This is a genomic window from Shewanella sp. Koi 1, assembly GCF_052907445.1.
In genome coordinates, this window is record NZ_JBREJM010000001.1 from 3,809,955 (window position 1) to 3,836,495 (window position 26,541).

The 26,541-nt window shown below is 49.8% G+C and carries 21 protein-coding genes and 1 pseudogene; 16 read left to right on the plus strand and 6 right to left on the minus strand.

Annotated elements, in window-relative coordinates; genetic code table 11:
• Positions 1–173: 173 nt before the first annotated feature.
• Positions 174–1,730 carry a nitric oxide reductase transcriptional regulator NorR gene (norR, locus tag ACUZ8J_RS16805; RefSeq protein WP_446694420.1) on the plus strand — a complete coding sequence of 519 codons (1,557 nt, stop codon included), beginning with the start codon at positions 174–176 and terminating at the stop codon, positions 1,728–1,730.
• A 171-nt stretch (positions 1,731–1,901) separates the two neighbouring features.
• Positions 1,902–2,816, plus strand: a complete 915-nt coding sequence (locus ACUZ8J_RS16810; RefSeq protein WP_011715987.1) for a L,D-transpeptidase family protein — start codon at positions 1,902–1,904, stop codon at positions 2,814–2,816.
• A gap of 100 nt (positions 2,817–2,916) precedes the next feature.
• Here ACUZ8J_RS16810 and ACUZ8J_RS16815 read toward each other — a convergent pair whose 3' ends face one another.
• Positions 2,917–3,744, minus strand: coding sequence for an N-acetyl-ornithine deacetylase (locus ACUZ8J_RS16815; RefSeq protein ID WP_446694421.1), 828 nt, complete (start codon positions 3,742–3,744; stop codon positions 2,917–2,919).
• Positions 3,745–3,905: 161 nt separating this feature from the next.
• Here ACUZ8J_RS16815 and ACUZ8J_RS16820 point away from each other — a divergent pair, with 161 nt between their 5' ends.
• Both ACUZ8J_RS16820 and ACUZ8J_RS16825 read left to right on the plus strand, forming a co-directional pair.
• Positions 3,906–5,321: a M16 family metallopeptidase gene (locus ACUZ8J_RS16820; protein ID WP_446694422.1), complete on the plus strand. Its 1,416-nt coding sequence runs from the start codon at positions 3,906–3,908 to the stop codon at positions 5,319–5,321.
• On the plus strand, positions 5,318–6,856 hold the full coding sequence (locus ACUZ8J_RS16825; protein ID WP_446694423.1) for a M16 family metallopeptidase: 1,539 nt from the start codon (positions 5,318–5,320) through the stop codon (positions 6,854–6,856). Before ACUZ8J_RS16820 ends, ACUZ8J_RS16825 begins: the two co-directional genes overlap by 4 nt.
• A gap of 3 nt (positions 6,857–6,859) precedes the next feature.
• Here ACUZ8J_RS16825 and ACUZ8J_RS16830 read toward each other — a convergent pair whose 3' ends face one another.
• Positions 6,860–7,732 carry a bactofilin family protein gene (locus ACUZ8J_RS16830; RefSeq protein WP_446694424.1) on the minus strand — a complete coding sequence of 291 codons (873 nt, stop codon included), beginning with the start codon at positions 7,730–7,732 and terminating at the stop codon, positions 6,860–6,862.
• 228 nt (positions 7,733–7,960) lie between these two features.
• Here ACUZ8J_RS16830 and zapE point away from each other — a divergent pair, with 228 nt between their 5' ends.
• Positions 7,961–9,163: a cell division protein ZapE gene (zapE, locus tag ACUZ8J_RS16835; protein WP_446694425.1), complete on the plus strand. Its 1,203-nt coding sequence runs from the start codon at positions 7,961–7,963 to the stop codon at positions 9,161–9,163.
• 189 nt (positions 9,164–9,352) lie between these two features.
• Here zapE and ACUZ8J_RS16840 read toward each other — a convergent pair whose 3' ends face one another.
• Complete coding sequence (locus ACUZ8J_RS16840) at positions 9,353–10,330, minus strand: LysR family transcriptional regulator (RefSeq protein ID WP_446694426.1); 978 nt, start codon at positions 10,328–10,330, stop codon at positions 9,353–9,355.
• Positions 10,331–10,466: 136 nt separating this feature from the next.
• Between ACUZ8J_RS16840 and ACUZ8J_RS16845 the strand changes: the two genes are divergently transcribed.
• Entirely contained in the window at positions 10,467–11,426 is a 960-nt protein-coding gene (locus ACUZ8J_RS16845) for a sodium-dependent bicarbonate transport family permease (RefSeq protein WP_446694427.1), read from the plus strand.
• 80 nt (positions 11,427–11,506) lie between these two features.
• Here ACUZ8J_RS16845 and ACUZ8J_RS16850 read toward each other — a convergent pair whose 3' ends face one another.
• Both ACUZ8J_RS16850 and glnE read right to left on the minus strand, forming a co-directional pair.
• Positions 11,507–12,478, minus strand: coding sequence for a GGDEF domain-containing protein (locus ACUZ8J_RS16850; protein ID WP_011623851.1), 972 nt, complete (start codon positions 12,476–12,478; stop codon positions 11,507–11,509).
• A gap of 59 nt (positions 12,479–12,537) precedes the next feature.
• Positions 12,538–15,402 (minus strand): bifunctional [glutamate--ammonia ligase]-adenylyl-L-tyrosine phosphorylase/[glutamate--ammonia-ligase] adenylyltransferase, encoded by a 2,865-nt coding sequence (gene glnE / locus ACUZ8J_RS16855; protein WP_446694428.1) that lies wholly within the window; start codon positions 15,400–15,402, stop codon positions 12,538–12,540.
• 257 nt (positions 15,403–15,659) lie between these two features.
• Here glnE and ACUZ8J_RS16860 point away from each other — a divergent pair, with 257 nt between their 5' ends.
• The 8 genes from ACUZ8J_RS16860 to ACUZ8J_RS16895 all read left to right on the plus strand — a co-directional run bounded on the left by ACUZ8J_RS16860 (position 15,660) and on the right by ACUZ8J_RS16895 (position 22,675).
• Complete coding sequence (locus ACUZ8J_RS16860) at positions 15,660–16,637, plus strand: hypothetical protein (protein ID WP_446694429.1); 978 nt, start codon at positions 15,660–15,662, stop codon at positions 16,635–16,637.
• A gap of 15 nt (positions 16,638–16,652) precedes the next feature.
• Positions 16,653–17,552: a DUF350 domain-containing protein gene (locus tag ACUZ8J_RS16865; RefSeq protein ID WP_011623854.1), complete on the plus strand. Its 900-nt coding sequence runs from the start codon at positions 16,653–16,655 to the stop codon at positions 17,550–17,552.
• 4 nt (positions 17,553–17,556) lie between these two features.
• Positions 17,557–19,290: a polyamine aminopropyltransferase gene (locus ACUZ8J_RS16870; RefSeq protein WP_446694430.1), complete on the plus strand. Its 1,734-nt coding sequence runs from the start codon at positions 17,557–17,559 to the stop codon at positions 19,288–19,290.
• Between the two features lie 78 nt (positions 19,291–19,368).
• The gene (locus ACUZ8J_RS16875) at positions 19,369–19,782 is read left to right on the plus strand and encodes a YjfI family protein (RefSeq protein ID WP_007645549.1); all 414 of its coding nucleotides are present in this window, start codon (positions 19,369–19,371) and stop codon (positions 19,780–19,782) included.
• Positions 19,783–19,794: 12 nt separating this feature from the next.
• On the plus strand, positions 19,795–20,484 hold the full coding sequence (locus ACUZ8J_RS16880; protein WP_011715973.1) for a PspA/IM30 family protein: 690 nt from the start codon (positions 19,795–19,797) through the stop codon (positions 20,482–20,484).
• Positions 20,485–20,626: 142 nt separating this feature from the next.
• Positions 20,627–21,280, plus strand: coding sequence for a hypothetical protein (locus ACUZ8J_RS16885; RefSeq protein WP_446694431.1), 654 nt, complete (start codon positions 20,627–20,629; stop codon positions 21,278–21,280).
• Positions 21,281–21,387: 107 nt separating this feature from the next.
• Positions 21,388–21,717: a hypothetical protein gene (locus tag ACUZ8J_RS16890; protein WP_446694432.1), complete on the plus strand. Its 330-nt coding sequence runs from the start codon at positions 21,388–21,390 to the stop codon at positions 21,715–21,717.
• A gap of 133 nt (positions 21,718–21,850) precedes the next feature.
• Positions 21,851–22,675 carry an ion transporter gene (locus tag ACUZ8J_RS16895; protein WP_446694433.1) on the plus strand — a complete coding sequence of 275 codons (825 nt, stop codon included), beginning with the start codon at positions 21,851–21,853 and terminating at the stop codon, positions 22,673–22,675.
• 53 nt (positions 22,676–22,728) lie between these two features.
• Here the strand turns inward: ACUZ8J_RS16895 and ACUZ8J_RS16900 are convergent, their stop codons facing one another.
• Positions 22,729–24,240: a CYTH domain-containing protein gene (locus tag ACUZ8J_RS16900; RefSeq protein WP_446694434.1), complete on the minus strand. Its 1,512-nt coding sequence runs from the start codon at positions 24,238–24,240 to the stop codon at positions 22,729–22,731.
• 231 nt (positions 24,241–24,471) lie between these two features.
• On the opposite strand from ACUZ8J_RS16900, the gene ACUZ8J_RS16905 reads away from it, so the two are divergent.
• Together ACUZ8J_RS16905 and ACUZ8J_RS16910 are read left to right on the plus strand one after the other, a co-directional pair.
• Positions 24,472–25,152: a TIGR00153 family protein gene (locus tag ACUZ8J_RS16905; protein WP_011623862.1), complete on the plus strand. Its 681-nt coding sequence runs from the start codon at positions 24,472–24,474 to the stop codon at positions 25,150–25,152.
• Positions 25,153–25,177: 25 nt separating this feature from the next.
• Positions 25,178–26,465, plus strand: a pseudogene (locus ACUZ8J_RS16910) (inorganic phosphate transporter).
• The last annotated feature ends 76 nt before the right edge of the window (positions 26,466–26,541 follow it).

A 26,541-nucleotide genomic window follows, 5' to 3' on the forward strand; every position in this document is an offset into this window, starting at 1 on the left:
AACAAGGTGTCGTTTAGGCACCTTGGTTGCTGATTTTTTTTATAGTTTGCGCCGTTTATCGTCCACCACACTTTTATGGCCATACCGCATTGACGGTTAGCAGTGTCTAAATAACCTGTGTCAATATAACAATCAATGGTATAAATCAGGGAAGCCTCGCTGCAGGAGTTTTTATGGCCCTTAGTCAAACCGACCTTACCCGTATCGCTCTGGATATCACCTCTGGTTTAGCCCACAGGGACCGCTTCACACGCTTGCTCGATACGGTGAGAGCTAACCTGCACTGTGACGCAGCAGCGCTACTCACCTTCCATGGACACTATTTTACCCCGCTGGCCATCGACGGTTTGAACGAGGATGTACTCGGCAGACGCTTTATCCTGAATGAACATCCAAGGCTTGAGGCCATTGCCCGTGCGGGGGATATAGTGCGCTTTCCCGCCGACAGTGAACTTGCCGATCCCTACGATGGTTTGATCCCCAATCAAACTGGGACCTTGAAGGTCCATGCCTGTATCGGACTGCCCTTATTTGCCGACGAGCAGCTTATCGGTGCCGTGACTATCGATGCCTTTAATCCGCTACAGTTCGACCAATTCAGCAATACTGAGCTTCGCAGCTTAAGTGCGATTGCCGCCGCATCCTTAAGCAACGCCCTGTTGGTTGAAAAGTTGGAGCGCATGGCACTCAATAGCCACTCGACCCATGTGCAGGAAAAAAGCCCCAACCTTAACCACGATGCCGAAATCATCGGTAACTCGCCCCAGATGCAAAGCTTAAATAGGGAGATAGAAGTTGTTGCCCATAGCGACCTTAACGTACTGATTTTAGGCGAGACAGGAACAGGCAAAGAGTTAGTTGCACAGGCAATACACCAAAAGTCCGCGAGACAGCACAAACCCTTGGTTTATCTCAATTGCGCGGCGCTTCCAGAATCGGTTGCCGAAAGCGAACTCTTTGGCCATATCAAAGGCGCGTTTACCGGCGCCATCAGCCATCGCAGTGGCAAGTTTGAAATGGCCGATAAGGGCACACTCTTTCTCGATGAAATTGGTGAGCTTCCGCTCACGCTTCAGGCCAAGTTGCTGCGGGTATTACAATATGGCGATATTCAAAAAGTGGGGGATGATCGCAGTCTTAAAGTCGATGTGCGTATCATTGCCGCCACCAATAAGGATCTGAAGACAGAAGTGCTGGCTGGCCGCTTTAGGGCCGATCTCTACCATAGATTAAGTGTGTTCCCCCTGCTGGTGCCGCCCCTGAGGGAACGTGAGCAAGACATCACCTTGTTGAGCGGATTCTTCGCCGAGCGATATCGGCAAAAGCTTGGGATGAAGCAGCTTAACTTTAGCCCCAGTAGCTTAATGTTGCTCAATCAATATGCATGGCCGGGCAATGTGCGCGAGCTCGAGCACGCCATTCACAGGGCGACCGTGCTGGCGCGCGTCTCGGCACAGGATGGCTGCTGCACCATAGCGCCACAACATTTTGATTTACCGTTTAAACAAAGCTCTGTAGAGACAAACGCATCGACAAGCTTAAGCGTAAACGAAACCCAGCTTCGCCCGTTAGAAGGTGCCAGTTTAGCCCAAGCGACCGACGCCTTTCAGCGTGACTACATCAAACAAGTGCTCACGGCGCAAAACGGCAATTGGGCCGCCTCGGCCAGAGCCTTAGGACTCGACCCTGGCAATCTGCATCGCCTCGCAAAACGCTTAAGGCTAAAATAAGTGATAAATACGCCGTACGGATCATATTTCAGTTGAAATAATGGCCAAAATAAGGAAGGATGCGAGCTTCGCGCGCCAGTGCACTTTGCCCAACAATTTGCCGCCCTGTTTTGGGGAGAAAAAGCCGCGTAAAACAGGTTATTTTATTAACAGGAATCGTAGTATCCGCTTATGAGTATGCTTCGCACCACAGCTTTATTATTGACTCTGGTTTTTCCGAGTCTTTCCGCTTTAGCAACGGAATACCCTTTACCGTCTTCGAAGAGTCGGTTAGTTGGCGAGAACCTGTATTACACAGTGCCAGAGGGTAAACACACCCTCGAAGATATTGCCGCTAAATTCCAACTCGGTCTAAGCAACTTGCTGGAAGCAAACCCTGGCGTGGATCCTTTCCTACCAACACCAGGCAGCAAGCTATTAATTCCTCAACAGCTCATTCTGCCAAATGCGCCGCGTGAAGGCATTGTCATCAACGTCGCCGAAATGCGCCTGTATTACTATCCAAAAGGTAAGAACACAGTTGAAGTACTGCCAATCGGTATTGGTCAGATTGGTAAAGATACCCCTGAAAACTGGGTCACCAGTGTTCAACGTAAACGCGCTAACCCAACTTGGACACCGACACCACGTATTCGTAAAGAATATGCGGCAAGGGGCGAAATTCTGCCTGCAGTATGGCCAGCGGGTCCCGATAACCCAATGGGACTCTACGCGCTCTACATTGGTAACTTGTATGCCATCCATGGTACCAACGCCAGCTTCGGTATTGGTTTACGTGTCAGCCAAGGCTGCGTGCGTTTACGCCACGATGACATTGAACACTTATTCAAAACGGTTCCAGTGGGTACCCGAGTACAATTTGTGAACCAACCAATTAAAGCGACCGAAGAGCCAGATGGTAAGCGCTACTTAGCCGTGCACCAGCCACTGTCACGCACCATTGCCGAGTTTGAATCAGCAGAGCCAGTCTCTCTGACCTTACCGAAAGAAATCGCCAAGTTTATTGCTAAGGCCGATACCGATTCAGCAGTGATTAAAAAGCTGCTCGATGAGCGTACAGGCGTGCCAACGATTATTAATCAGTAATCGGCGAGCGTAATCGTCAGCAGCGGTTAATACCGCTGCGCCCATAAAAATACCCGCCTAGGCGGGTATTTTTGTTTCAATCGAAATAGAACTTATCGAATCAATCGCATAATGGTGCGCAAAGGGCCAAGAAATGGGTCATTGCCGCGCTATTTGCCAAGACGCGTTGGTCGAAGTTTTGCAGTGCTGGCGTTTCGGTACAGGCACCGACACGCGCGCCGCTACGCACTAAACACGCCTCAAATGAAGTATCGAAGTGGTTGAAAATGAGGCCATCTTTAACCGGGCAACCATCAATTTCACCATCTTCTGCGATAGGGAAATAGCCCCCTAGGGTATCGCGTAAATCGATACTAAAACGTCCAGGCACTTGGCTTGGCTCGAAGGAATACACATAAGCCTCACGGCTCAGCACGTCCTCATGGCAGGTTAAAATACCGTCACGGCTCGCCGCGATGAGTAACTGCGCATGGTCTAACAGCAGTTTACCTTCGACCGAGGTGCTTTCATTGGCCTTAGGTTTACCATTTTCAAACACGAAACCACGGTTAGGGTTTTCACCAAACTTGTTAAATCGATGACCACGCTTAAAGCCTGTTGGATTCACCAGAGGCAGAATGCTCAAATTCACCCGTTCGAATAAATCGGCCGATGCCTCACTTAAAAAGTGCAGTAAGCCCCAAGGGCCTGCCGATTCTTCACCGTGAAACCCTGCGCTGATCAATAACGAAGGTAAGCCAGATTTGGCGGCGGGAGATTGATACAGACTAACGCTGTACTTGCCGACTTCACCGAGTTTTTTCTCAACCATCCCCAAACGGGACATTTCCTGCTCAAGCTGTAGATAAAAATTATCGATATCAGTGCTTTCACAGTTAAAAATATCGCTTTTCCACTGAAAGGATTCGAACGGAGATCTGCTTACCATATCTTGTACTTATGCCAGAAAAAGAACTGTGCCATCATAGCAGTTCTTTTAAAAAACTGAATGCTATTCAACTGATTTAGATGAAATCAGACGAGTGGGTTAACCTGCCTACCAACCACACGGATGAAAGCCTTCAGCGGGTAATTTAGATAGGATGCTAAATGACACCATACCTTAGCGGTTATTTTGGCCTAGTTATTGCGTTGCTTAGCCCTGCGCTTAAGGCGCAGTGCCAGATAACGGGCGCCGAGCGACTGTATCAACTCGAGTCGCAAATTGAGACTTACACTTTGGCCAATGGCCTCACGGTGCACCTCTTGCCGCAGGCAGATATGCATACCTTGACCATTGCCAGCCAGTTTAATGTCGGCGCGCGCAATGAGGCCAAGGGCCAAACTGGCTATGCGCACTTATTCGAGCACATGCTCTTCAAGGGCAGCGAGCAGGCTCCCGGCGACAGCTATGCCCAGCAGTTAAGTGCCCTAGGGGCGCGTTTTAACGCCAGTACCCACTTCGATTACACCAATTATTACGTCACTCTACCCAGCCAAGCCCTCAACTTAGGGCTGTTCCTCGAGGCCGATCGTTTTATTCGCCCCGATTTGAACCAGACTACGGTGAAAAATCAGCAGGAAACCGTGCTCCAAGAAATGGCGCAAACCATAGATAACCAGCCCTATGTGCGCATTGCGATGGAGTTTCTGCTAGAGCAAGTAAAGGATACGCCCTACGGCCACGGTGTTATTGGCAGCCGCGAGGATATTACCGAGGCGAGTCCCGAGCGTTTAACCGCCTTTCACCGCGACCATTATCGCCCCGATGCGATGCAGTTATCCTTAGTCGGCAAGCTTCCCTCCGACGTTAAGTCGCTTATAGCACAATACTTTAATGCTTGGCCCACGCCTAGTCAGCCCATAGCCGAATTTGATGAGCTGAAAATCACTCCCAAACCCGTGCATGCAGAGCTTATTGATGAGCGTGGTCCTTGGCCCGGCTTACTGCTCGCCTGGCATACTGTGGGTAAAAATCATCCCGACGCCGCCGCGATTCGCCTGCTCGAAGGCAATTTATTCCAAAATACCCGCAGCGCCATAGCGCAAATCAGCCAGCACGATCCGACACAAATGTTGAGTTATTCATTGCCCTTTGAGCTGGAAAATCATGGCATGACCAATCTGGTCTTAGTGCCTAGGGCCAAAACCTCCCTCGATGACTTAACGGAAAAGGTTTTAAGCGTGGTTGCTAAAGTGCAGCAGACACCATTGAGCAACGCAGAACTGTGCCAACTTAAACAAAGCTGGTTGAACAATCAGTTAGCGCTGCTCGATAACACTCAATCGCTCGCCACCCTGTTATCCGCCACGGCGAAACAAGACCAAATGCATCCTTTAACGGCCCAGTGGCAACGGATTAACTCCGTTAGTGCAGAGGATATTCAACGGGTTGCCACGCGATACTTTACCACCGATATGGTCAGGGTTGACCTGTTACCGCCTTGGTATATCCGCGTAGGAAAGACATTGCTGGAGTGGCTGCCATCGGGTGTGAGCGATAGCCTTGAGGACGCGGTACTATGATAAAAATGATTCCATTCACTAGATTGGCAATAGTGCAAAATCTCCTTAAAGGCCTAAAAGCCATGAGCCTTGGCCTTATCGGTATCTCGCTAATGGCCTGCCAACAGACCCAGCTTAACTTTACCGCCACCCAAGCGCCCAGCTTGGCAAGCTTCGATACCCCAACTCAGCTACCGGAGGTGGGGCTGATCCGCCTGCCCACGGAATCGGCGTTTATCGATGTGGTGCCCGATGGCTTAACACTCCCCTACCAGCTCCACACAGCACACAGCAACCAAGGGCTGAGTAACAGGGTGAGCCTCGTCGCCATCAGTCCCAGCATGCCCTTCGAAAATCCAGATATTTTACAGTTCGCCTTGCAGGAAAAAGCCCGCAGTCTGGCGCTCAACCAACCCGATGCCTGCCTTGAAACCTTCGAGACTCGCGTTACCCTGCACAGTATCAATCTGAGCCTAGCCTGCCCCATGCCGGTTAATCATCTCTACCGCCTATTGATACAATTTTGGCAAGCCGATGCGTTTAGCGAACATGGAGTGGCAGCGGTCGATATCGACAATATCCGCCGCCAATTGAAACTCAATAAGCACTTAAATGCCTTTAGTGGCGTCGAAATTGATAAAGTCTGGCGCGATAAACTCCTCGGGGCGGCACATCCCTATAATCAGAGCATCAATAATCAGGCACTGTACGACTCACTGACCTTAAGTGAGCTGTCGCAATTGCAGCAGCGCACGTTTGCCCAAGCAAAGTGGCACCTGTTTTTAGAAGGCAAAGAGGCCGCAGAAGCCGAGTTTGATCTCAAGCAAAGCCTCGCCCTGTGGCCGAGTGCTACAAACTCAAGCTTGCCAACGGCATCAACAAAACCAAAACCGCTTAATCAAGCGACGGCGTCGATAAAGCAGTCCCACACTATCTATCTGATTGATGCGCCGGGCAGCGTGCAAACTCAGGTACGGATCGGTTATGCCCTCGACGATAAACACTTATCAGCGCAGGATATTCCACTCGCTTGCCGCAGTTTGGCCGCCATCATGGGACGCAGTTTTTCGGGTCGACTCTATTACGACTTACGTGAACAGCGCGGCTTAACCTATGGCATTTACGGCCAATGCGCTAATGCGCCGCTCGCCACCAGCATTAAGTTTTATGGCAGTACGGCAATAGAGCACACGGGCGCCTTTGTGGTGGGGATTTTAGATCATCTCAACCTGCTGGCCTCAGCGCCCGCAAGCGAAGGGGAAATTGCCGCCCTTAAAACCTATCTGATTGGCGAAGCACTGTTAACCCAAGACAATCCCAGCCAGCGCGAAACCCAGTTTATTCATCAACTCGTGTTGGGATTAGATCCCCAGTCGAACCAAGCGATGAGCGCAAAGCTGCAGGATCTGACGCCCGCTCAGTTGCAGCAATTAACTCAGCAAGCCTTTAGCGGCGAACCTTTGGTGATTTTACGGGGGGATGTCGATAGGATAACGGCCGACCTCACCGACAAGCTGCCGGGCTGGCAGCTAGAGGTGGTCAAAGTAAACGATTAATTTTTAGAGTTTACCGCTAGGTACATCGCTCGCCGTGCCCTGTTGTAACATCTGGGCATGGCCTTGCTCCATTTGCGCTAAGTCTTCCATGGCGGCGCCAGACTCCATATTAGGATGCGCTTCGCTTGGGTGTTCTGGATTGCTGCCATCGTGGTTATCTAATGCCATGGCTGAAGCCGTTTGCGTGTCGTTATCGCTTGCTACAGCGCTATCATTGACGAACGAGTCATCTTTCACGGGTGATGGCAGCAGAGTTTCACCGCCCTCATTCTGCGCGCGCAAATTCTCACGATTCTGTACCTCGCCCTTGGCAGTATTTGCTGTAATGGCCGCTGGTTGACTAAGGGTGCTTAGCCAAGTGGTTAATTTTGCGGGCGTTATAACACTGACCAGCACAATGACAGCTGCGGCCGCGGCGCCATAGGGTAACCATTTGCGCGCACCCGGCTGATTATCCCGAGCATACAAGGCGTTAGTCTGAGCGGTTTTGGTATTTTTGGCTGCGCCCTCTGGCGCTAAGGTTTGTAATAGCTCGGGTAGATGTTCCAGCTCTTGGCCGATAACACGCTGACCGATAAATTGCCCACCTTCATAAATTTCTAATTGATGGCTAAGCACTTCGCCCTCGACCGTGCCAGAGCTGACAATCACTAATTTATTGCAACGCACCTTGCCGCGAAAAACTCCGCAGACTTTCAGTTCATCACAGCTGAGCTCACCCGAAACTTCGCCACCAAGCTCGATTTTAATCTGTCCGGCGCAGCGGATATTTCCCGCTAATTTCCCCGCAACTAATGCCGTGCCCGCCAGTTGCATCTCGCCCTCAATGGAGGTTGAGGCACTGATAAAAGTGACACCATTACCTTTGCTACCCATAGGTTTAATTCCATCTCATTATTTTGTGAAAAAGATGTTAAGTGAAAATACCTGAAGAATAAAGCATTGGATTCCCTTGATATTTGACTTGAGTCGGTTTTAGGTAAGATTTTAGTCCGCTGATTAACTGTGTTAGGCTGGCAAGGTTTTTCAGCAGATTTAGGCTTAACACCTCACACGAAATCAGCCCAAGCTTGCTGCCGCAAAGGGATAACACTGGCTCAATTGATGACAAATTCCATGGTCTTAAACCAGCTCACAACGACAACCGCCCCCCAATCACCTCTGGCCATTTATCAGGCCAAAATCGGCACCGAGCTGATTGAGGATCCCGCGCAGGCACAGGCGGTACTCACCTTAGATAAGCTGTATCAGCAGATTATTGGTCGAACAGACGCTCAGCCAATCAAAGGCTTATATCTGTGGGGTGATGTTGGCCGGGGTAAAACCTTTCTTATGGATTTGTTCTTCGATGCCCTGCCACAACAGGGAAAGCTCAGGCTGCACTTTCATCACTTTATGGCGCGGGTGCACCAAGCCTTAAAGGAACATGCGGGGCAGCGCGATCCGCTTAAGCTGATCGCAAAAAATCTAGCGCAGGAGTGCAAGGTACTCTGTTTCGATGAGTTTTTTGTCTCAGACATAGGGGATGCCATGATCCTCGCCGGTTTGTTTGAAACCTTGTTTGCCCAAGGGGTGGTGCTTGTCGCCACATCCAACATTCCCATCGAGCGCTTATATGAAAATGGCCTCGCCAGACACAGATTTTTACCCTGCATTGCCCTGCTCCAAGCCCATACCCAAATGCTGCATCTGAATGGCGAGCAAGACCACAGGTTGCACGCCTTGAATCACGAACCGTCGGCAGAGGCCATTGCCGCCACCTCAAAGAATATTGGCCTGACGGGCACACTGGATTTCGAGGCCATTTTTGCGGCGCTGACGCATGACGCGCCCGTGCTTGAAGCCAGCACACTGCGCATCTGTCAGCGGGATATTCCCGTCGTGCACGCCACTACCGAAGACCAGCAGCCTTCGGTCGCTTGGTTTGATTTTCATGCCCTGTGTGATGGCCCGCGCTCGCTACTCGACTATATTGAAATTGCGAGCCGATTTAAGGTGTTAATGCTAAGCAATGTGCCAAGACTCGGGGGCGAAGTAAAAGGTTGGATCCGCGCCCGCGGCACTGAAGATGGCACAGGCGACAATCAAGCGGCCACCACGGGAGAGCGGCAACTGTCCTACGCCGCTAACGATGATCCAGCGCGGCGTTTTATCAGCCTTATCGATGAGTTATACGATCAAGGGGTGAGCTTATATTTAAGTTGCGAAGTGCCACTGAGCGAACTCTACCAAGGCGGCGCCCTCAGTTTTGAGTTTCGCCGTACCTATAGTCGACTCATTGAAATGAGCCAACAAAGAGTAGAATGAGGCATCCCAACATGGTCACGATTAACATCAGAAAAAAGCGAATATTTACCACAGTACTCCTCTAGACCGTGATAATAATAAAAATGACCTCCAAGGTGCACTTATTGCGGTAAAACGACAAGGAAACGACGCCACTTTGGATGTAAGAGACATCCTCATGTAAAAACACATTAGCGTTAAGCCATGTTGTCACCCATTAAATCGCTGGCTTAACTGCTGAATATCCGCAGCAACCCACTCAGGTTCAATACAGTCGGCAAGTTGGCTCGCCATAAACGACACCAACTGCATGGCAGCATAGGGTAGGCGCCTATCCTTGCGCCCCACCAGATACCAGTTACTCTCCAGTGGAAATCCTTTCACCGACAAGATTGCGGGTTTTTCACGGCCTTCTTGCAGAGTGTGCGCCGAAATTACCGATAATCCTAAGCCCGACGCCACGCTTAAACGAATGGCCTCGTTGCTCTCAATTTGCATAGTGTCGCTCAATGCTATCCCTTGGGCGCTACACCAAGACTCAAACATCAGCCGTGTGGCAGAGCCTGGCTCGCGCATGATAAAGCGCTCTTGTTTCAATTCGCTAAAGCTGAGGTGTTGGCGCTCAACCGCCCAATGATCCTTTGGGGCTATCAGTTGCAGCGGATTTTTAATGATCCTCGCCGATAACACATGCTCACCACTTGGGGGATGACTAAAGAGATATAAATCATCTTCTTGGCGCTCGAATCGCCCCAAAATATGCGCACGGTTGCCAATATTTAAGGTGACTTTGACCTGCGGGAATTGACGATAGAAGGCCCCTAGAATCCGAGGCATCACGTATTTTGCCGTGGTCACTAGACCAATATTGATATGGCCCACACTGCCGCCCCTCGCCTGCTGGATAAAGGCATCGAAGTCTTCGAAACGACTCAAGGTATCGCAGGCAACCCGATAGAGCTCTTGCCCAACTAAGGTCGGCTGCATTCGCCCCTCAGCGCTTACCAACAGAGGCTCACCCAAAATATCCGCCAATTTCTTCAGCTGTAGCGAGACCGTCGGCTGAGTGAGATGCAAGGCGCGCGCGGCGGCCGAGATATTGCCAAGCCTGACGACCTGCACATAGACCTCGAGCAAACGAAAGCTTAAGTGCCGAAGTTTAAGTTGGCCTTGGGATGATTTACTCATAGACGATTATCTATACCTAATCTGCAAACAATTTATTTTTCAATATAGCGAATTGGGTTCAGAATCTCCAGCCATCGATGCCCGCAGAACTTTCTCGGCGCATTATTCTGTTGATGTCGTTATTAATGAGATACTTATGCCAGATATTGTCATTGCGTTTTTCGCCTTAGGTTTACTCGCCGGTTTGGTTAAATCCGATCTTAAGGTCCCCCCCGCCATCTACGAAACCCTCTCGATTTTGTTAATGCTGACCTTAGGGCTTAAGGGCGGTATGGCGCTGCACGGTCATACCCAAAACCTAGTGATCACCGAATTGGTTGCCGTTGTCGCCTTAGGCTTACTGATCCCCTTAGTGCTTTACCCTGTCCTGACGCGCTTAGTGCAACTCGGTCGAACCGATGCCATTAGCATCGCCGCCCATTATGGTTCGGTGAGCGCGGGCACCTTTGCCGTGGTTCTCGCCATGGTCGAAAAATCAGGAATGGAATTAAGGCCCGAAACCACCCTATACCTAGTACTACTCGAACTGCCCGCGATTGTGGTCATGCTCTGGCTGCACAGATACTTAAGCTCAAAACAGGCGGGACAAGATGCCGCGCCAACGGCCCATAAATCCAGTGTGTTACATGAGGCGCTAACCAGCCGTGGCGTCGTGCTACTGGTTGGCGGTGTCGTGATAGGTTGGCTCTATGGCCCGGCGGGACTTGCTCCTCTCACACCTGTGCTGCTCGGCGGCTTCAAAACCCTACTGGCACTGTTTTTACTGGAGATGGGCTTAGTCACGGCGAAAGTCTGTTTACCGCTGCCACTGCAACAATGGCGCCTGTTAGTATTTGCCGCCGTTACGCCGTTTATTTTGGCATGGTGTGGTATCGGAGTCGGTTTGTGGTTGGAATTGCCCGAAGGCAGCATCTTAATACTTGCGGCCTTAAGTGCCAGCGCCTCCTATATTGCTGCGCCTGCCGCTATCCGCGCCGCGATTCCCGAGGCCAATATCGGTTTAGCGATGCTGGCATCGCTGGGGATTACCTTCCCGGTAAATGTGCTAATCGGTTTGCCCCTGTATCAGCACTGGGTGCTACAAATTACCGCTTAAACTACGCCCATAAAAAAGGAGACGACAGTCTCCCTTTTTAGCTTTTCAATCTGCTTATCACTGAGCGAATGCCCAATCTACTAGGGCTTATCTAAGTGGTGCAAGGCTTTGTTTTCATACATAGCCCGGTCGGCGGTATCGAGTAAATCCTCAAGGTTCATATCGGATTCTGGCGACCAATGGGCAACACCGATACTGGTTTCTAACGGACGCTGCTGCGGACGTTGCTGATTATATTGCTCAAGCAATAACTTAAAACGCTCGATGGCAAAACTGACGGTATCAGGCTGCACAAAACTGAGCAGCACCACAAACTCATCCCCGCCCAATCTGGCTATTACATCTGACTCTCTAAAGGCCGCCATTAAAATATGGGCAAAATCATAGAGCACTTGGTCGCCCTTACGATGGCCAAAGCTGTCGTTTACTTCTTTAAAAAAGTCGAGGTCAAAAAACACTAACGCCGCTTTTGCGTTAGTACGTCGACAACTGGCAAGAGATTGATAGGCCAGCAGTTCAAACCCTCGCCGATTAGAGATCATGGTGAGCGGATCTAAGGTATTTTGCGCGATAAACAGCAGCTCGGCCTCAACCATTTGTCCCAGATCCGTTAAGGTTTCAATATCATCGTCGCTAAACTCCCGCGGCTCATTGCCGATTAAGCACAGCGTCCCAACCCGATATTCCCCTTGAATGGTAAGAGGATAACCCGCATAAAACCGGATATGCGGAGGCTCGGTAACTAAGGGGTTATCGAAAAAACGGGGATCCTTGAGGGCATCGTTAACGATAAACACGCCATCATGGTTAATAGCATGGGCGCAAAAGGAAATATCCCTTGGAGTTTCAGTCACCTCTAACCCTTGGCGAGACTTAAACCACTGACGATTCGCGTCGACTAAAGTCACCACGCAAATCGGCAGGGCAAAGATCCGCCGCGTTAGCCGAGTGATCCTGTCGAATCTTTCCTCGGCATCTGTATCGAGTACATTCAGCGCCCTTAGGGTGGCTAAACGTTGTAACTCATTCTCAGGAATGGGAGGTAGTTGCATAGTACACTCCGCTAATGGCTCTCTAACAAGCTTAGACTAACTGCAAGGCCCACGTTGATTTACTCAAGGATTGCCTGATAAATCACAACCACTCGCTCCGCGTGAGCTGCCACATCATCAAAGGCTAACTTACCGGCTTTTTGTTGCAGGGTGAGACGATGATTTTCATCCCGTAGCCAGCAATAACTCTGGGTTAAATGCTGCGCGCTCATCAGAGGCAACAGCTCAAGCTCGGCCAGCACACCAAAAATACGCACGTTATCAGACCAAATCGACAACTCGGGATACTCATGGGCATGAGCAAGCACTAAATATTGGGCGATAAACTCAATATCCGTGATCCCGCCGGGGCTCTGTTTTAAGTCGAATTCACCGTCACTGACCTTAAGTAAATGGTCACGCATCTTTTGGCGCATCTCACGCACGGCCTTTTTCAGCTCGTCCTTGTCTCTTGATTGCTCAAGCACAGAGGCGCGGATCTGGCTAAATTTAGCCGCTAAACTATTATCGCCAAAAACAAAACGTGAACGCACTAAGGCTTGATGTTCCCATGTCCAGGCCTCCTGCGCTTGATACTCACCAAAGCGCGCAATCTCACTCACCATTAAGCCCGATGCGCCAGACGGACGCAGGCGCATATCCACTTCATACAACTCACCCGAGGTGGTTCGGGTCGAGAATAAGTGCAAAATACGTTGAGCCAGTTTCAAATAAAAATGACCCACTTCTATCGGTCTATCGCCATTGGTAAGGCTGTTGGCCATATTTTCGGGCGCTTCGTAGAGGAAAACTAAATCCAGATCCGAACCGTAACCCAATTCGATACCGCCTAATTTGCCATAGCCTATGACCGCAAAGCCGGTGTCGTTGCCTTCCTCAAGATAACTGGGCACACCATGGCGCACCGCCACTTGTTGCCATGCCTGCATTACCACTTGTTCGATAATGGCTTCGGCCAAAAAGGTTAAGTGGTCACTCACCTGCATCACAGGTAAAACACCAGTCACATCAGCGGCGGCGATTTTCAGCTGTTGTGACAACTTAAACTGACGCAGCGCCTCCATTTGCTGCTCCATATCATCCTCAGGTACTCGCAGCAGATATTGGCGTAGCTCACTGGGGTAATCATCAAGCGAGGTTGTATCGTACAGATGCGCAGGGTCGATAAGCTCATCGAGCAACATCGGGAATTTAGCAAGCTGCGCCGCAATCCAAGGACTGGCGCAGCACAGGCTCACAAGCTGTTGCCGTGCGCCGGGGTTTTCGCACAGCAACTCAAGATAGGTGGTGCGCGTTAGAATTTGCTCTAGCACCTTTGAGACAGGCTCGAAGGCCGCTGAAGGGCTCGGCTGATTGAGTAACTCGTCCAGCAACCTTGGCATTAATTTATCGAGGGTCTCACGACCACGGGGACCAATCGAGCGTTTAGTCACGGTGTCGCGCCAACTGCTGAGCAGCGGCCAGAGTTTATCGTCGTCAATCTGCTGCTCGGCGAGGAGATTGATCGCGTGGTCGTCCTGCTGCACATTCCACAGCTGCGCAGTCCAATGCTCGGCTTTCTCCTCACCTTCTTCACCGCCAACTGTGGCTTTAAAATGACGATGAATTTTCGCCATCGCCGCCTCGATATGGGTGCGAAGATCGGTTTCGTTGATCATATCCAGCACTGCGCAAAGTCTTGCCCAATCGAGGGGATTATTTGGCAGAGTCTGGGTTTGCTTATCATCAATCGCCTGTAACAGGTTCTCGACTCGGCGCAGTAATAAGTAACTGTGTTTTAGCTCATCGACCGCTAAGTACTCGAATTGCCCTAGGCTGTAAAGGGTATCCATGGCTCCAAATAGGCTCTGCTGGCGCAGGGCGGGTTCACGGCCGCCGCGGATCAGCTGGAAGCTTTGCACCACGAACTCCACCTCACGTATCCCGCCCGCTCCGAGTTTTATATTGTCGGTTAGCTGACGGCGACGCACTTCTTGGGCAATGAGTTGTTTCATTTTGCGCAGGGATTCAATCGCCGAGAAGTCGATATAACGGCGATAAACAAAGGGGCGCAGCAAGCAGTGCAATTCGTCGGAAAAATGATTCCACGGTCCGAGCGAACGGGCTTTGACCATGGCATAGCGTTCCCAATCCCGCCCTTGCTCTTGGTAATAATCCTCAAGGCCACTAAAACTCACCACCAATGGACCACTCTCGCCGTAGGGACGCAGGCGCATGTCGACGCGGAACACAAACCCATCGACAGTAATTTGGTCGAGTAAATTAACTAGCCGCTGCCCCATACGGATGAAAAACTGTTGATTATCGAGGCTTCGGCGCCCGCCCACGGTTTCGCCATGCTCGGGGAAGGTAAAAATCAGGTCGATATCGGAGGAGAAGTTCAACTCACGCCCACCGAGCTTGCCCATGCCCAAAATAAGCAAAGGCTGCGGATTGCCCGCCTTATCCATTGGCGTGCCATATTGGGCGCACATTTCTTTATAGAGCCAATCCCTTGCACCAATCACCAACGCTTCGGCGAGTGCGGAGAGGTCTAACAGTGACTCTTCTAAACTGGCGTAATCTAAAAAATCTCGCCAGGCTAAACGCACCATTTGATAGTTACGGAATCGGCGTAATTGACGTTTTGCGAGGTCTTCAGTCGTCGCGCTATTTAACTGTTCGTGTAGCTGGGCATCAAAGGTCTGCCGCTCCACTTGCTGCAGATCGCCCGCGAATAAAGTGTTAATCCACTCGGGTGACCGAGTTAACTGCGCTGCGATATAATCGCTTAATCCTAAAACGTTTTTCAGTTCCTGCTGCTGCGCAGGCGTTAAATTTGCCAGTCCTTCTGACCATACTTCGGCGAGGCGTGCCCAATGCCGCTCTGCGGCTTGAGTAACGAGGGGAGACAATGACTTATTACTGTCTTTTTGTACGGCCATAATAATCCCTAACAAATTTAAACATCGACATATTATGTCATAAATGATATAGAATGAAGCCACATCAGGTTTGATGCCATTGCCATGCCTCAAGGCAAATTTCCCTCCATGGCAAATGCAAGCTCAGCCCAACAGAAAGTGGCCCCCTCTTTCTTGGCTGTTTAGGGTACTATAACCTGTGAGGCAAACATATTGGGCAAGTAGATTATTATTGTCCGCCCATATTTGAGTTTTATTTCAGCACTTTTGGAGAAAACATGGCAGGAATGCTAATGCGGGTTCTCACGTCGATACTCATTTTGGCCGCGACCTTATCGCTTACGGGTTGTGGCGATGACAGGCCAGAGAAAATTGAGAAGTATCAACAACTCACTCAGCAGCGCCTCTCGACACTCAATACTATGCTTGAGGACGGCCAAGTACGTAACGCCAATCTGCTCAAGCAATACAGCAGTTTGCTTAAACAACAAAAGCCCGATTTCGCGCCACTCTTGGATGAATTAGCCAAGGATTCCACCGCCGAAGGGCCAATGTATACGTCGCTGAAGCGCCGCTTAGACGATGCCAAAAACTCGGCTAACTTTACCGATCTCGACCAGCAACTCGCCGAGGTTGAGAATCTTTATCAAGCGGCCGATCCCAGCCTGTATAACGACATGCTTTCCGATCCCGTCAACGTGATTGCCGATATGTCGGATGGCAAGCTTGCCCGCGTTAATGCCATCAGCCGTGAAGCGGCGGCCCTTGCCAATAATGCCGAAGATTTTGGCCCTGGTAGCCAATTGGTGGGTAACCCAGCCTACGGCAGCTGGCAGACAGACTCGAGCGGCATGTCCTTCTGGGCTTGGTACGGCATGTATTCGATGTTTTCGAATATCTTCCACCGCCCCATTTATTACGACCGTTGGTCGGGTAACCGTGGCTACAGCTATTACAACGACGTAGGTCGCTATCGCTATACCTCGCCAAAACAAGCACAGGCGCAGGAAAAAACCTTCGAGCAGACCAAAAAACGTTTCGATTCTCAAGGGAAACGCTTCGACAGCCCTTATTCAAAATCGCGCACGGGTGCCACGGCTCTCTCCCGTGAGAGCAGCAGCGCGCCTAAAACCAATACCACAGCGAATAAGTCTAGCGCGCAGTCGGACAGCAAATTCCGCTCAAATTATTCTAAAGACAGCAGTTTCCGTAATTCCAGCAACCGCACGACCCGCAGTGTGCGCCGAGGCAAGTAAACTAAAGGATCTCCCATGACATTATTTCAGGATTTCGGTATCACACCAGAGCTAGTCACCATACTGGCAATTGACCTCACTATTGCGGTTATCTTATTGACATTAATGCGTTATTTGCAGGGTTGGAGCGTCAGAGTCAACAGCAGTAAAGAGCTGGCCGAACGTGATAACTTTGCCTTTGGGATCAGCACCGCCGGCGCCGTTGCCGCGCTCGGCATAGTGCTGACCGGTGCTATTACTGGCGCTGCTGCCCCCTCCTATTTAACCGAAGCCATTGGCATGAGCGCCTACGGGTTATTTGGTTTAGTGCTGATTAAACTCGGACGTTTTTTACACGACAAAATCGCGCTAAATGAATTAGATAAGAACCAGCAAATCCTTAAAGGCAACGTGTCTGTCGCCATTGTGGATGCGAGCGCCGCCATCGCTACCGCGATCATTATTCGCGCCGTACTGCTATGGGCCGAGGATTTAACACTCGACACCTTTATTGCCATCTTCAGCGCCTTTGCGATTTCACAGTTGATGCTAGTGCTACTCACCCGCCTACGCGAAAAACGCTTCGCGAGTCGTAATCAAGACTCTTCCATGCAGCAAGCTCTCGCCCAAGGCCACACGGCATTAGCCATTCGCCACGCAGGCTTTATGATCGCCATGGCACTTAGCTTTAATGCCGCGAGTCATTTTATCCTGTTCAACCCAACCGCCTATGTGACTAACATCATCGGCTGGTTAGTGTTCTCCATCATCATGTTGGTCGTACTGACACTGCTGCTATTTGTGATCAAAAAGCTAGTGCTGGCACGAATCGATTTAGCGGATGAGGTTGAAAGACAGCACAACATTGGTATAGCTGCCGTAGAAATGGCCATCAGTATTGCTATCGCACTTATTCTCACGGCCCTAATGGCGTAATCCAATGCACGAATCCCAAATAACTGGCTCGGCGACTCAAGCGGTAAAAACGAGTCGCCTAAGCTGGTTCGATGATGTCCTACTATTGGGCATTATGGCCGTACTCGCTGGGTGTGGCCTGATCTACGAATACCTGTTGTCCCACTACGCAGGCCGGATCTTAGGCGCGTTAGAAGCCGCCATTTACACTATGATCGGCCTGATGATCGTCTCCATGGGTCTTGGCGCCTTTGCCGCTCGCAAAATTAAAGATGCCTTTACTGGCTTTGTGGTGCTCGAACTCACGGTCGCGCTCTGCGGCTCGCTGGCGATTTTAATTACCGCAGCCGTAATAGGTTTTGGTCAGCAGCTGCCGATGCTTATCGCCTCCACCTTAGGCTTACCACCGGATCAATTGCCCGAGGGTGGCATGATTGGCTCGCTGCAAAAGCTGAGCGAATATCTGCCCTATGTCTGGGGCGTTTTGCTCGGCTTGATGATCGGGATGGAAATTCCGCTGATCGCGAGGGTAAGACAATCTCTATCAGATGAACACTTACTGCATAATGCCGGTACCATTTATGGCGCCGACTATATTGGCGCAGGGATTGGCGCAGCCATTTGGGTCGGCTTTATGCTGGCCATCGATATTCAACTCGCCGCCGCGCTGACCGCCAGCTTTAACTTGCTCGCTGGCTTTGTGTTTATCTGGCGTTTTTGGCCCAAGATCCAAAGGGCGAAATTATTGCTCGCGGGGCATTTTGTGGTCACGGGCGTATTATTGCTGCTCGCCATTCAAGGGCCGAGTTGGGAGCAACAGTTCAACAATCTGCTCTATAAAGACAAAGTGGTTTACGCTAAGGCCACGCGTTTTCAACAACTCACCTTTACCGAGCGCTTACGTGGCAATGGCCTCTCCCCCATATACTCTTTGTATATCAATGGCCGATTACAGTTTTCGAGTATCGATGAGCATATCTACCATGCGTTTTTAGTTCACCCAACGCTTGCGGCCAGCGCTCGCCACAACAAGGTATTAATCATTGGTGGTGGTGATGGACTGGGCCTAAAGCAAGTGCTGCGTTGGGAACCTGAGCAAGTGACCTTACTCGATCTGGATGCCGCATTGGTGCAACTCTTTAAAACGCCCGATACGGATATGCCTAAGCGTCTAAGCCAAGCCCTGTTAGCCCTCAATGGCAATGCCTTTAACGATCCTCGCGTTAAGGTGATCCACGACGACGCCTTTAACGGAGTCGATAAATTGATTGCCGCAGGGGATAAATACGATGCCATTATTGTGGACTTGCCCGATCCTAGCCATCCCGATTTAAATAAGCTCTATTCGGATTATTTCTATCGCAAGCTCAAGGAACTAATGAGCAGTGATGGCGCTCTGACTGTACAGTCAACCTCGCCCTATCACGCGCAAAAGGCCTTTATCTCGGTCGCGAAAACCTTGGCTTTAGCGGGGTTTGACGTAAAACAGTATCACCATAACGTCCCAAGCTTTGGAGAATGGGGCTGGAGCATTGCCACCCTATCGGGAAAAGATGCCCAGCATCGCCTTGGCGAGCTGACAACACTGCCGATAGCGGATGACTGGTTAACCTTAGGTTTAGTCAAAGGCGCCTTTGAATTTCCTGCCAATTTTTATCAGGACGCCGCCAATATTAAGCCTAACGAACTCGGTTCATTGCAGTTGTACCATTATCATCAACAGGCATGGTCCGAAACCCAAGGACTGGATCTTTTTTAACGGATAAAGATAGTGCTTGACATATTATGTCTCGGTGCTATCTTTGAACACAGACATAATATGTCAATAAGGACAAATATGAATATCCATACTCTTGCAAATCACCTCAACAGCCTTGGCAATAACAGCCAAACCGGCTTCCAATTCGATTGCTATCCAATTGATGGTGAAGTCGAAGTGTTGCAAGTGAATGTGGTCGGCCGTGAAGAAATCCCGGTATTCGTATCGGTTACGGACAACCAAATTCTCTGCATCAGCTACCTATGGGGCGAGAACGAAGTAAACCAAGAACGTCGCAGCGAAATGTTTGAAACCATGCTCGAATTAAACATTCCAATGCCATTGTCAGCCTTTGCCAAAATTGATGACAAATACGTGGTTTACGGCGCGCTGTCCCTGCAATCTAGCATGCTCGAAATCGAGCAAGAGTTAGCAGTCTTATCCGATAACTGCTTAGAAGTTATCGATGAAATGGTCGACTATCTGAAATAAGGAGCCACTACTATGGGCATTCTGAATAAAATTTTAACAGCGTTTCGCGGTGGTGCCACCGAAGTAGGCCAAAGCATCGTAGACGCAAACTCGACTCGTATTTTCGAACAGGAAATCCGTGATGCCGAGAAACACTTAACCAACGCTAAGCGCGAACTGACCGATGTGATGGCGAAAGAAATGCAAGCCAGCCGCGAAGTTGACCGCTTAAAGCGTTCAATTGCCGAACACGAAGGCTATGCAACGCAAGCTTTAGATAAAGGCAACGAAGCCTTAGCCATTGAAGTAGCTGAAAAAATTGCTCAATTAGAGCAAGAACTGGCTGAGCAGCAAACTGCTAATGATAGCTTCAGCGCCCATGCAGTACGCCTAAAAGATTTAGTGAAGAAAACTGAGCGTCAACTGTCTGATTATCAACGTCAGTTAAGCATGGTTAAAACCACCGAAAGCGTACAAAAGGCAACAGCGACCATTACCGACTCTTTTGCCTCAAGCAACTCTAAGCTGCTGAATGCTAAAGATTCATTAGAGCGTATCAAGGCGCGTCAACAACAGTTTGACGACAGATTGAAAGCCGCTGAAACCTTAGCCGAAGAAGGCAGCGATAAATCATTGCAAGCTAAATTAGCCGAAGCTGGCATAGGTGAGCAAAAATCGAATGCCAACGCCGTGCTCGAACGTATTAAGGCACGTAAAAGCTAATTCATGATTGACCAAACGCCGAGCACCGATGGGACCATCACCCCCTATTGTGCTCGGCTTTTTTGTTTTAGACACGCGAATATGTCCAATCACCCACTCATAGCGTGAGCTTTGGCATAGTGCGCACTGTTTAGGAGCGAATATGGGATTTTTTAACAGTATTTTTGGTAAAAAGGCGCCGCCAGCGCGTGAACTCAACCATCCCTCTGCGCTCAAGATCGGCGATATGATCTCCATCGACAATAGTTTTGCTCTGCCGCCACAATTGCGCGGTCAGCAACTCAAAGTCGAAGCGGTGAATACCTATGAGTTTGAACGCAATCAGCAAACCGAGTGGGTACTTAAGGGTCATGGTAGCGAGACGCTATTTTTGAGTCTTGAAGAAGACGATGAAACTTACCTCGCCTTCTCTATGAAAATTACCCGCGCACAGGTGGAACAGTTATTCGATTTAGAGCAATTCAGCACTCTGTTCGATGAACCAGGCCACGCCGAACTCACCCCCCAAGAGTTATCGCCACAGCTAGCCGAGCAGCTCGAACAATGGCTGGGTAAGCAATACCATCAAGTGACCTTTGCGCTGTTTGGCTATTTTCACCGCGAAGACTACCGCGGCCTAAAACCACCGCAGGATGCCAATGGTGCAACCGGCGAGCCCTTCGAATATTATTTACTGCTCGATGATGACGAAAGCCGCGCGGTAGAAGTCGAAGTGTACGAAGGCGGAGATACCGATGTGGTACTGACCTTATACCGCCCCCTGTCGGACATTAGGGATTACTGGCCCGGTCAATAAAGTTTGGCATACGATAAAGTGCGCGACTCGCACTTTATCGCTTAAGCCATTACAATCCCAATTGAATTCGCTCGAAATGTACGGTTGATAGCAACAGGTAGCGCCTAATGAGTAAAACGAAACACCCTCTCCCAGAGCAATGGCAAAAGAACCAGCAAGCCGCAAAAGCGACGCAAGTGGCCTTCGATCTCGATGAAAAGTTTCAATATTCTATTCGCAAAGCCGCGCTCGATGCGGGTGTCAGCCCTTCCGATCAAATCCGTACCATTTTAGGCTTAAGTGTTTCAAAACGTCCGACTCGCCCCCGCTTAACCGTCTCTCTAAACGCCGAAGATTATGTACAACTCGCGGAGAAATACGGTCTTAGCGCTGACTCTCAGCTTGAGATTAAACGCCGCGTGCTCGAAGACTTAGTACGCTTTGTCGCCGATGATTAATCGCAGTTACGCCTCTAAGCATTTAAGCGCCCGACAAACCTAAGTCGGGCGATTTATCACAAAGTTAATTTACTCATAGCGTAAACTCTTTTACCTTAGACATTCGCCTTAAAACACAGGGATCATGTTAGGCATGACAGATAAAACCCCTTGGTCGCTCCGCTCTTTGGGTAATCCATCTCCCTTCGAATTAGCCATGATGCTGTTGTCGCTGCTCTCGGTCATCATAGTGTTAGTGATGACCTTTGGCCGACTCGACAAAGAAACCTACCGGTTACTGTTTTTTATCGATACCACGATTTGCATGATTTTTATGGTTAACTTTTTCGTTGGCCTATTTCGCGCACGCGATAAAGTTTTTTATCTGCGCCATCATTGGATTGATTTTATCGCCAGTATTCCCGCCATCGAGGCACTGCGTATCGCGAGGGTGTTCCAAATTCTGCGGGTGATCCGCCTAATTCGCATGAGCCGTTCTTTCCTTATTCCATTGATAAAGCAGCGCAAACAAGCAACCCTCGCCAGCTTACTGGTCGCTATGGTGACCATTTTAACCTTCGCTTCTATCATCATTCTGATTGTCGAAAGTGGCACCGAGGGCGCCAATATCCAAACCGCCGAGCAAGCCATTTGGTGGGCCTTAGTGACGATTTCGACCGTGGGTTATGGCGATTTTTATCCCGTCAGCACCGCAGGACATATTGTGGGCGGCATAGTGATTGTCAGCGGTGTAAGCTTTTTCGGGGTGATTTCGGGTTATATGGCCTCGGTATTTGTCGCCCCCGATGAAAGTGAGCGCCAAGAACGTCAAGACGCCCATAAGGCGGAGATTAAAAGCGAACTCGAAATGGCTCTTGCCAGAATGGAAGAAAACCAGCGGCAGATGGAGCAGAATCAAGCGCAGATGCTGGCCAAAATTGCCGAGTTAAAACAGGCATTGGAAGCCCAAAAAAATTAGGAAGGCATGGCCTTCCTAAGCTTCATTCTATGGGGTGATGACCAATCGGCCATTTACCAATAGGTCGTTTGCGTCATCGCGTTTTGTCTCGACGCCTCCATCGCAAAGAGTAAGCTTTGCTGCTTAGCCTCAAGCCAGTCGCTTAAGTCGATGCCAAGGGTTTGCGCCGCCAGCGTCAATTGCTGATAACAGGCTAAGGTTCTAATCCCTAACACTAAATCCTGCCAAGGTGCCCTAAAGGCATCGCGGGATTTTGCCTCATACAAAAGCCCATACGCTTGCCCTACTTGAATACTCTCATCCAGTAACGCCGCGCACTGTAAATAATCCTCGGCTGTCATGGTCTTATCGCTTGGCATAGCCGAGAGTACCGCCTGCCATGAGGCTTCCTGCGCATGATCAGCATGCTGGGATAGCCCAAGCTCTGCGGGTAGTTCGATATTTCCCGCGCTGAGCGCCAATAGGATCTCGACAATCGCTAACTGCAATTGACCATATTCAACACTTTGCCAGAGTGAGTTTAACCGCCCAGAGATATCCATGGCCTCAAATTGCAACTGTAGTTGTTGCATCAAAGCTTGACGGGCGTCGTGCCGAGCCAATAAGCCTTTTTGACTGCCGAGCAAGGCTGCGAGGGCCTGCGCCTCTTCAATAAAGGTGAGTTGCGATTCAATCAAATTAAAGTGCTGCATCAAAGTAGCATTGGCGAGACCAAACTGGCTCAGCGTCATCCGTAATAAACGGATACAGGCGCGCATCCGCCACCACAGGACTATTACGGCTTCGTTGTCTTGTTCTTCAACAATCATGGCTTCGAGCAACTGCCAACGTTCGAGCGCAGTTTCCAGTAGCACTTGGCAGGTAGCCGTTAAATCCTGTTGGTGGGGCTGATGCAGGTTGAGATCCTCTGGCACGGGCAGCGGTAAAAACTCCAGCGCACTCAAGGTTAGCGGCTTAGATTGCCCCGCAAGTCGATAGCCGCGCTGCGCCTTACTGGCTTTACCTAAACGAACAGGAACGCTATCGGCCACTTGCATCGCCAAAGTTAATAAGGCACTGGCATCCCCTGACAATAGCTCAAACTCGAGTTCGCAGAGGACTTCATGCTGACCATTAGCGGTAATATCCCCCGTGTCCAAGGCAACCTCAATAAGGCTCTCTTCGAGAGTCACATGCCAGGCGCGGCGATAAAAATCGGTATGAAATACGCAGCCAAGCGCCGCTTGCACTGAGGCTAAATCGGCATTCGCGGGCCAGATATTGGCGGGAAAGAGTCTTAAATTTGGGCTGTCGGCTTCAATGGTGACGTTATATTCGGGACGTGAATGGATCCCGCCCACAACTTGCCCCGCCGTCTTAATGGTTTGCTCTTTGTGACCATCAAACCCGCGTACCCTTAACCCCATGTCCCATTGGCGTAATTGTAATCCGGGGGTATCAAAGTAACCGTTGCTTAAGCGACGCTTTCCCTGCGGAGTGGCGTTTGGCAGGCTATCTAACTTATTTATCAAGGATTCTTGAAACTTAGGAAGGAAAAACAGTTTTAATTCTATCTCTGCATTCATTGCGGCACCGCTCATTTTGTCATCAAATATTCATTGATGCGTCACTTTTAGTTCATAATGTCACAAATGTGTCATAAAAATCCCGTAGGATTTGGTTTTGAAGTTGGTATATAACCCGTTAGAATAAAGCTGTGATTTTTTCTCAAAAAACACAGTTTCAATACGCGGACGCATAGGGTAACATGCGCCCGCTTTTTCCAATCATGGAACAATCTAAATAGGTAAACGGCAATGCCAGTAAACTCTATTTTGGGCGTGTTTGCAAAATCGCCAATCAAGCCTCTTCAAGAGCACATGGACAAAGTCTACGATTGCGCATCGTTACTGGTCCCCTTTTTCGAAGCCACCATCACAGGTAACTGGGATGGCGCAGTTCAACTTCGTAAGCAAATCAGTTTAGCGGAAAAGCAAGGTGACTCACTCAAGCGTGAAATTCGCCTCACTCTGCCAAGCGGCTTGTTTATGCCAGTTGAGCGTACAGATCTATTGGAACTACTGACTCAACAAGACAAAATCGCTAACAAAGCAAAAGATATCTCTGGTCGTGTTATCGGCCGTCAATTATTAATCCCTCAGGTCATGCAAGTGCCATTTATTGCGTATCTACAACGTTGTATCGACGCAGTAGGTCTTGCAAAACAAGTCATTAACGAACTCGAAGATTTGCTTGAAGCAGGTTTCCGCGGTCGTGAAGTCGACTTAGTGGCTAAAATGATCAACGAACTCGATATCATCGAAGAAGATACTGACGATCTGCAAATTCAATTACGTCGTCAACTATTTGCATTGGAATCAGAATTGAATCCTGTCGATGTGATGTTCCTCTATAAAACGATTGAATGGGTCGGCGGTCTTGCAGATCTTGCCGAACGAGTCGGTTCGCGTCTTGAGCTTATGCTGGCTCGCGTTTAATAAATAAGGTTATCAAGGTATCAATATGGTTGATGCAGGTATGGAGGTGGCTAACGTCTTAGCCACTAATGGGCCGTGGCTTATTGCCATTGCGGCCGCGTTTGGTTTTCTAATGGCGTGGGGTATTGGTGCGAACGACGTGGCCAATGCAATGGGAACCTCTGTGGGTTCCAACGCGATTACTATTAAACAAGCGATTATTATCGCAATGATCTTCGAATTTGCTGGTGCTTACTTAGCCGGCGGCGAAGTAACCAGTACGATCCGTAACGGTATTATTGATTCAAGCTACTTTACCCAAACCCCTGAATTGTTGGTATACGGCATGATTGGCTCGCTGTTAGCCGCAGGGATTTGGTTAGTTGTCGCATCAGCCTTAGGCGCCAGTATCGACCACTCACTCAATCGTGGGTGCGATCATCGGCTTCGCGGCTGTGGGTGTTGGCACTGATTCAGTCGCTTGGGAAAAAGTAGGTGGTATCGTTGGCTCTTGGGTCATCACCCCTGCAATCTCTGGCTTTATGGCTTTCATTCTGTTCCAAAGCACGCAAAAACTGATTTTCAACACTGATAACCCACTCGCTAACGCGAAACGCTATGTGCCTTTCTACATGGCATTTGCGGGCTTTATCATGTCGTTAGTCACCATCCTTAAGGGTTTATCACACGTTGGTATTCACTTAAAAGGTGCCGAAGCGTACATGCTAGCCGGCGTGATTGCGCTGATCGTGGGTATCGTGGGTAAGGTAGTGATTTCTCGTTTAAAAATGGATGAGAAGGCCACCCACAAAACCATGTACGCTAACGTTGAAAAAGTGTTTGCTATCCTGATGGTGCTCACCGCCTGTTGTATGGCGTTCGCCCACGGTTCAAACGACGTAGCTAACGCGATTGGCCCACTAGCGGCGGTTGTCTCTGTGGTAAACAGTGGCGGTCAAATTGCGTCTAAGTCTCCGTTAGTTTGGTGGATCCTGCCTTTAGGTGCCGTTGGTATCGTGATGGGTCTGGCAATCTTCGGTAAGCGCGTGATGCAAACCATTGGTAAAAACATCACTCACTTAACGCCAAGCCGTGGTTTTGCTGCCGAATTAGCCGCTGCCTCGACTGTCGTTATTGCTTCTGGTACTGGTTTACCTATCTCTACCACACAAACCTTAGTAGGTGCGGTATTAGGTGTGGGTATGGCCCGTGGTATTGCTGCAATCAATATCGGTGTAGTGCGTAATATCGTTGTGTCTTGGGTGGTCACCTTACCTGCGGGTGCGGGTCTGTCGATCATCTTCTTCTTTATGATTAAAGGTATCTTTAACTAAGAAGCCCAAGGTGACTATGGCAAGCTTGCCTTAGAAACGCACAAACACACAGGAATCGCTAGCATGGATGCGGCAA

Bases quoted from the DNA above. Each gene is read 5' to 3' on its own strand.
- norR (WP_446694420.1), top strand. From the start codon at position 174: ATGGCCCTTAGTCAAACCGACCTTACCCGTATCGCTCTGGATATCACC.
- ACUZ8J_RS16810 (WP_011715987.1), top strand. From the start codon at position 1,902: ATGAGTATGCTTCGCACCACAGCTTTATTATTGACTCTGGTTTTTCCG.
- ACUZ8J_RS16815 (WP_446694421.1), bottom strand. From the start codon at position 3,744: ATGGTAAGCAGATCTCCGTTCGAATCCTTTCAGTGGAAAAGCGATATT.
- ACUZ8J_RS16820 (WP_446694422.1), top strand. From the start codon at position 3,906: ATGACACCATACCTTAGCGGTTATTTTGGCCTAGTTATTGCGTTGCTT.
- ACUZ8J_RS16825 (WP_446694423.1), top strand. From the start codon at position 5,318: ATGATAAAAATGATTCCATTCACTAGATTGGCAATAGTGCAAAATCTC.
- ACUZ8J_RS16830 (WP_446694424.1), bottom strand. From the start codon at position 7,732: ATGGGTAGCAAAGGTAATGGTGTCACTTTTATCAGTGCCTCAACCTCC.
- zapE (WP_446694425.1), top strand. From the start codon at position 7,961: ATGACAAATTCCATGGTCTTAAACCAGCTCACAACGACAACCGCCCCC.
- ACUZ8J_RS16840 (WP_446694426.1), bottom strand. From the start codon at position 10,330: ATGAGTAAATCATCCCAAGGCCAACTTAAACTTCGGCACTTAAGCTTT.
- ACUZ8J_RS16845 (WP_446694427.1), top strand. From the start codon at position 10,467: ATGCCAGATATTGTCATTGCGTTTTTCGCCTTAGGTTTACTCGCCGGT.
- ACUZ8J_RS16850 (WP_011623851.1), bottom strand. From the start codon at position 12,478: ATGCAACTACCTCCCATTCCTGAGAATGAGTTACAACGTTTAGCCACC.
- glnE (WP_446694428.1), bottom strand. From the start codon at position 15,402: ATGGCCGTACAAAAAGACAGTAATAAGTCATTGTCTCCCCTCGTTACT.
- ACUZ8J_RS16860 (WP_446694429.1), top strand. From the start codon at position 15,660: ATGGCAGGAATGCTAATGCGGGTTCTCACGTCGATACTCATTTTGGCC.
- ACUZ8J_RS16865 (WP_011623854.1), top strand. From the start codon at position 16,653: ATGACATTATTTCAGGATTTCGGTATCACACCAGAGCTAGTCACCATA.
- ACUZ8J_RS16870 (WP_446694430.1), top strand. From the start codon at position 17,557: ATGCACGAATCCCAAATAACTGGCTCGGCGACTCAAGCGGTAAAAACG.
- ACUZ8J_RS16875 (WP_007645549.1), top strand. From the start codon at position 19,369: ATGAATATCCATACTCTTGCAAATCACCTCAACAGCCTTGGCAATAAC.
- ACUZ8J_RS16880 (WP_011715973.1), top strand. From the start codon at position 19,795: ATGGGCATTCTGAATAAAATTTTAACAGCGTTTCGCGGTGGTGCCACC.
- ACUZ8J_RS16885 (WP_446694431.1), top strand. From the start codon at position 20,627: ATGGGATTTTTTAACAGTATTTTTGGTAAAAAGGCGCCGCCAGCGCGT.
- ACUZ8J_RS16890 (WP_446694432.1), top strand. From the start codon at position 21,388: ATGAGTAAAACGAAACACCCTCTCCCAGAGCAATGGCAAAAGAACCAG.
- ACUZ8J_RS16895 (WP_446694433.1), top strand. From the start codon at position 21,851: ATGACAGATAAAACCCCTTGGTCGCTCCGCTCTTTGGGTAATCCATCT.
- ACUZ8J_RS16900 (WP_446694434.1), bottom strand. From the start codon at position 24,240: ATGAATGCAGAGATAGAATTAAAACTGTTTTTCCTTCCTAAGTTTCAA.
- ACUZ8J_RS16905 (WP_011623862.1), top strand. From the start codon at position 24,472: ATGCCAGTAAACTCTATTTTGGGCGTGTTTGCAAAATCGCCAATCAAG.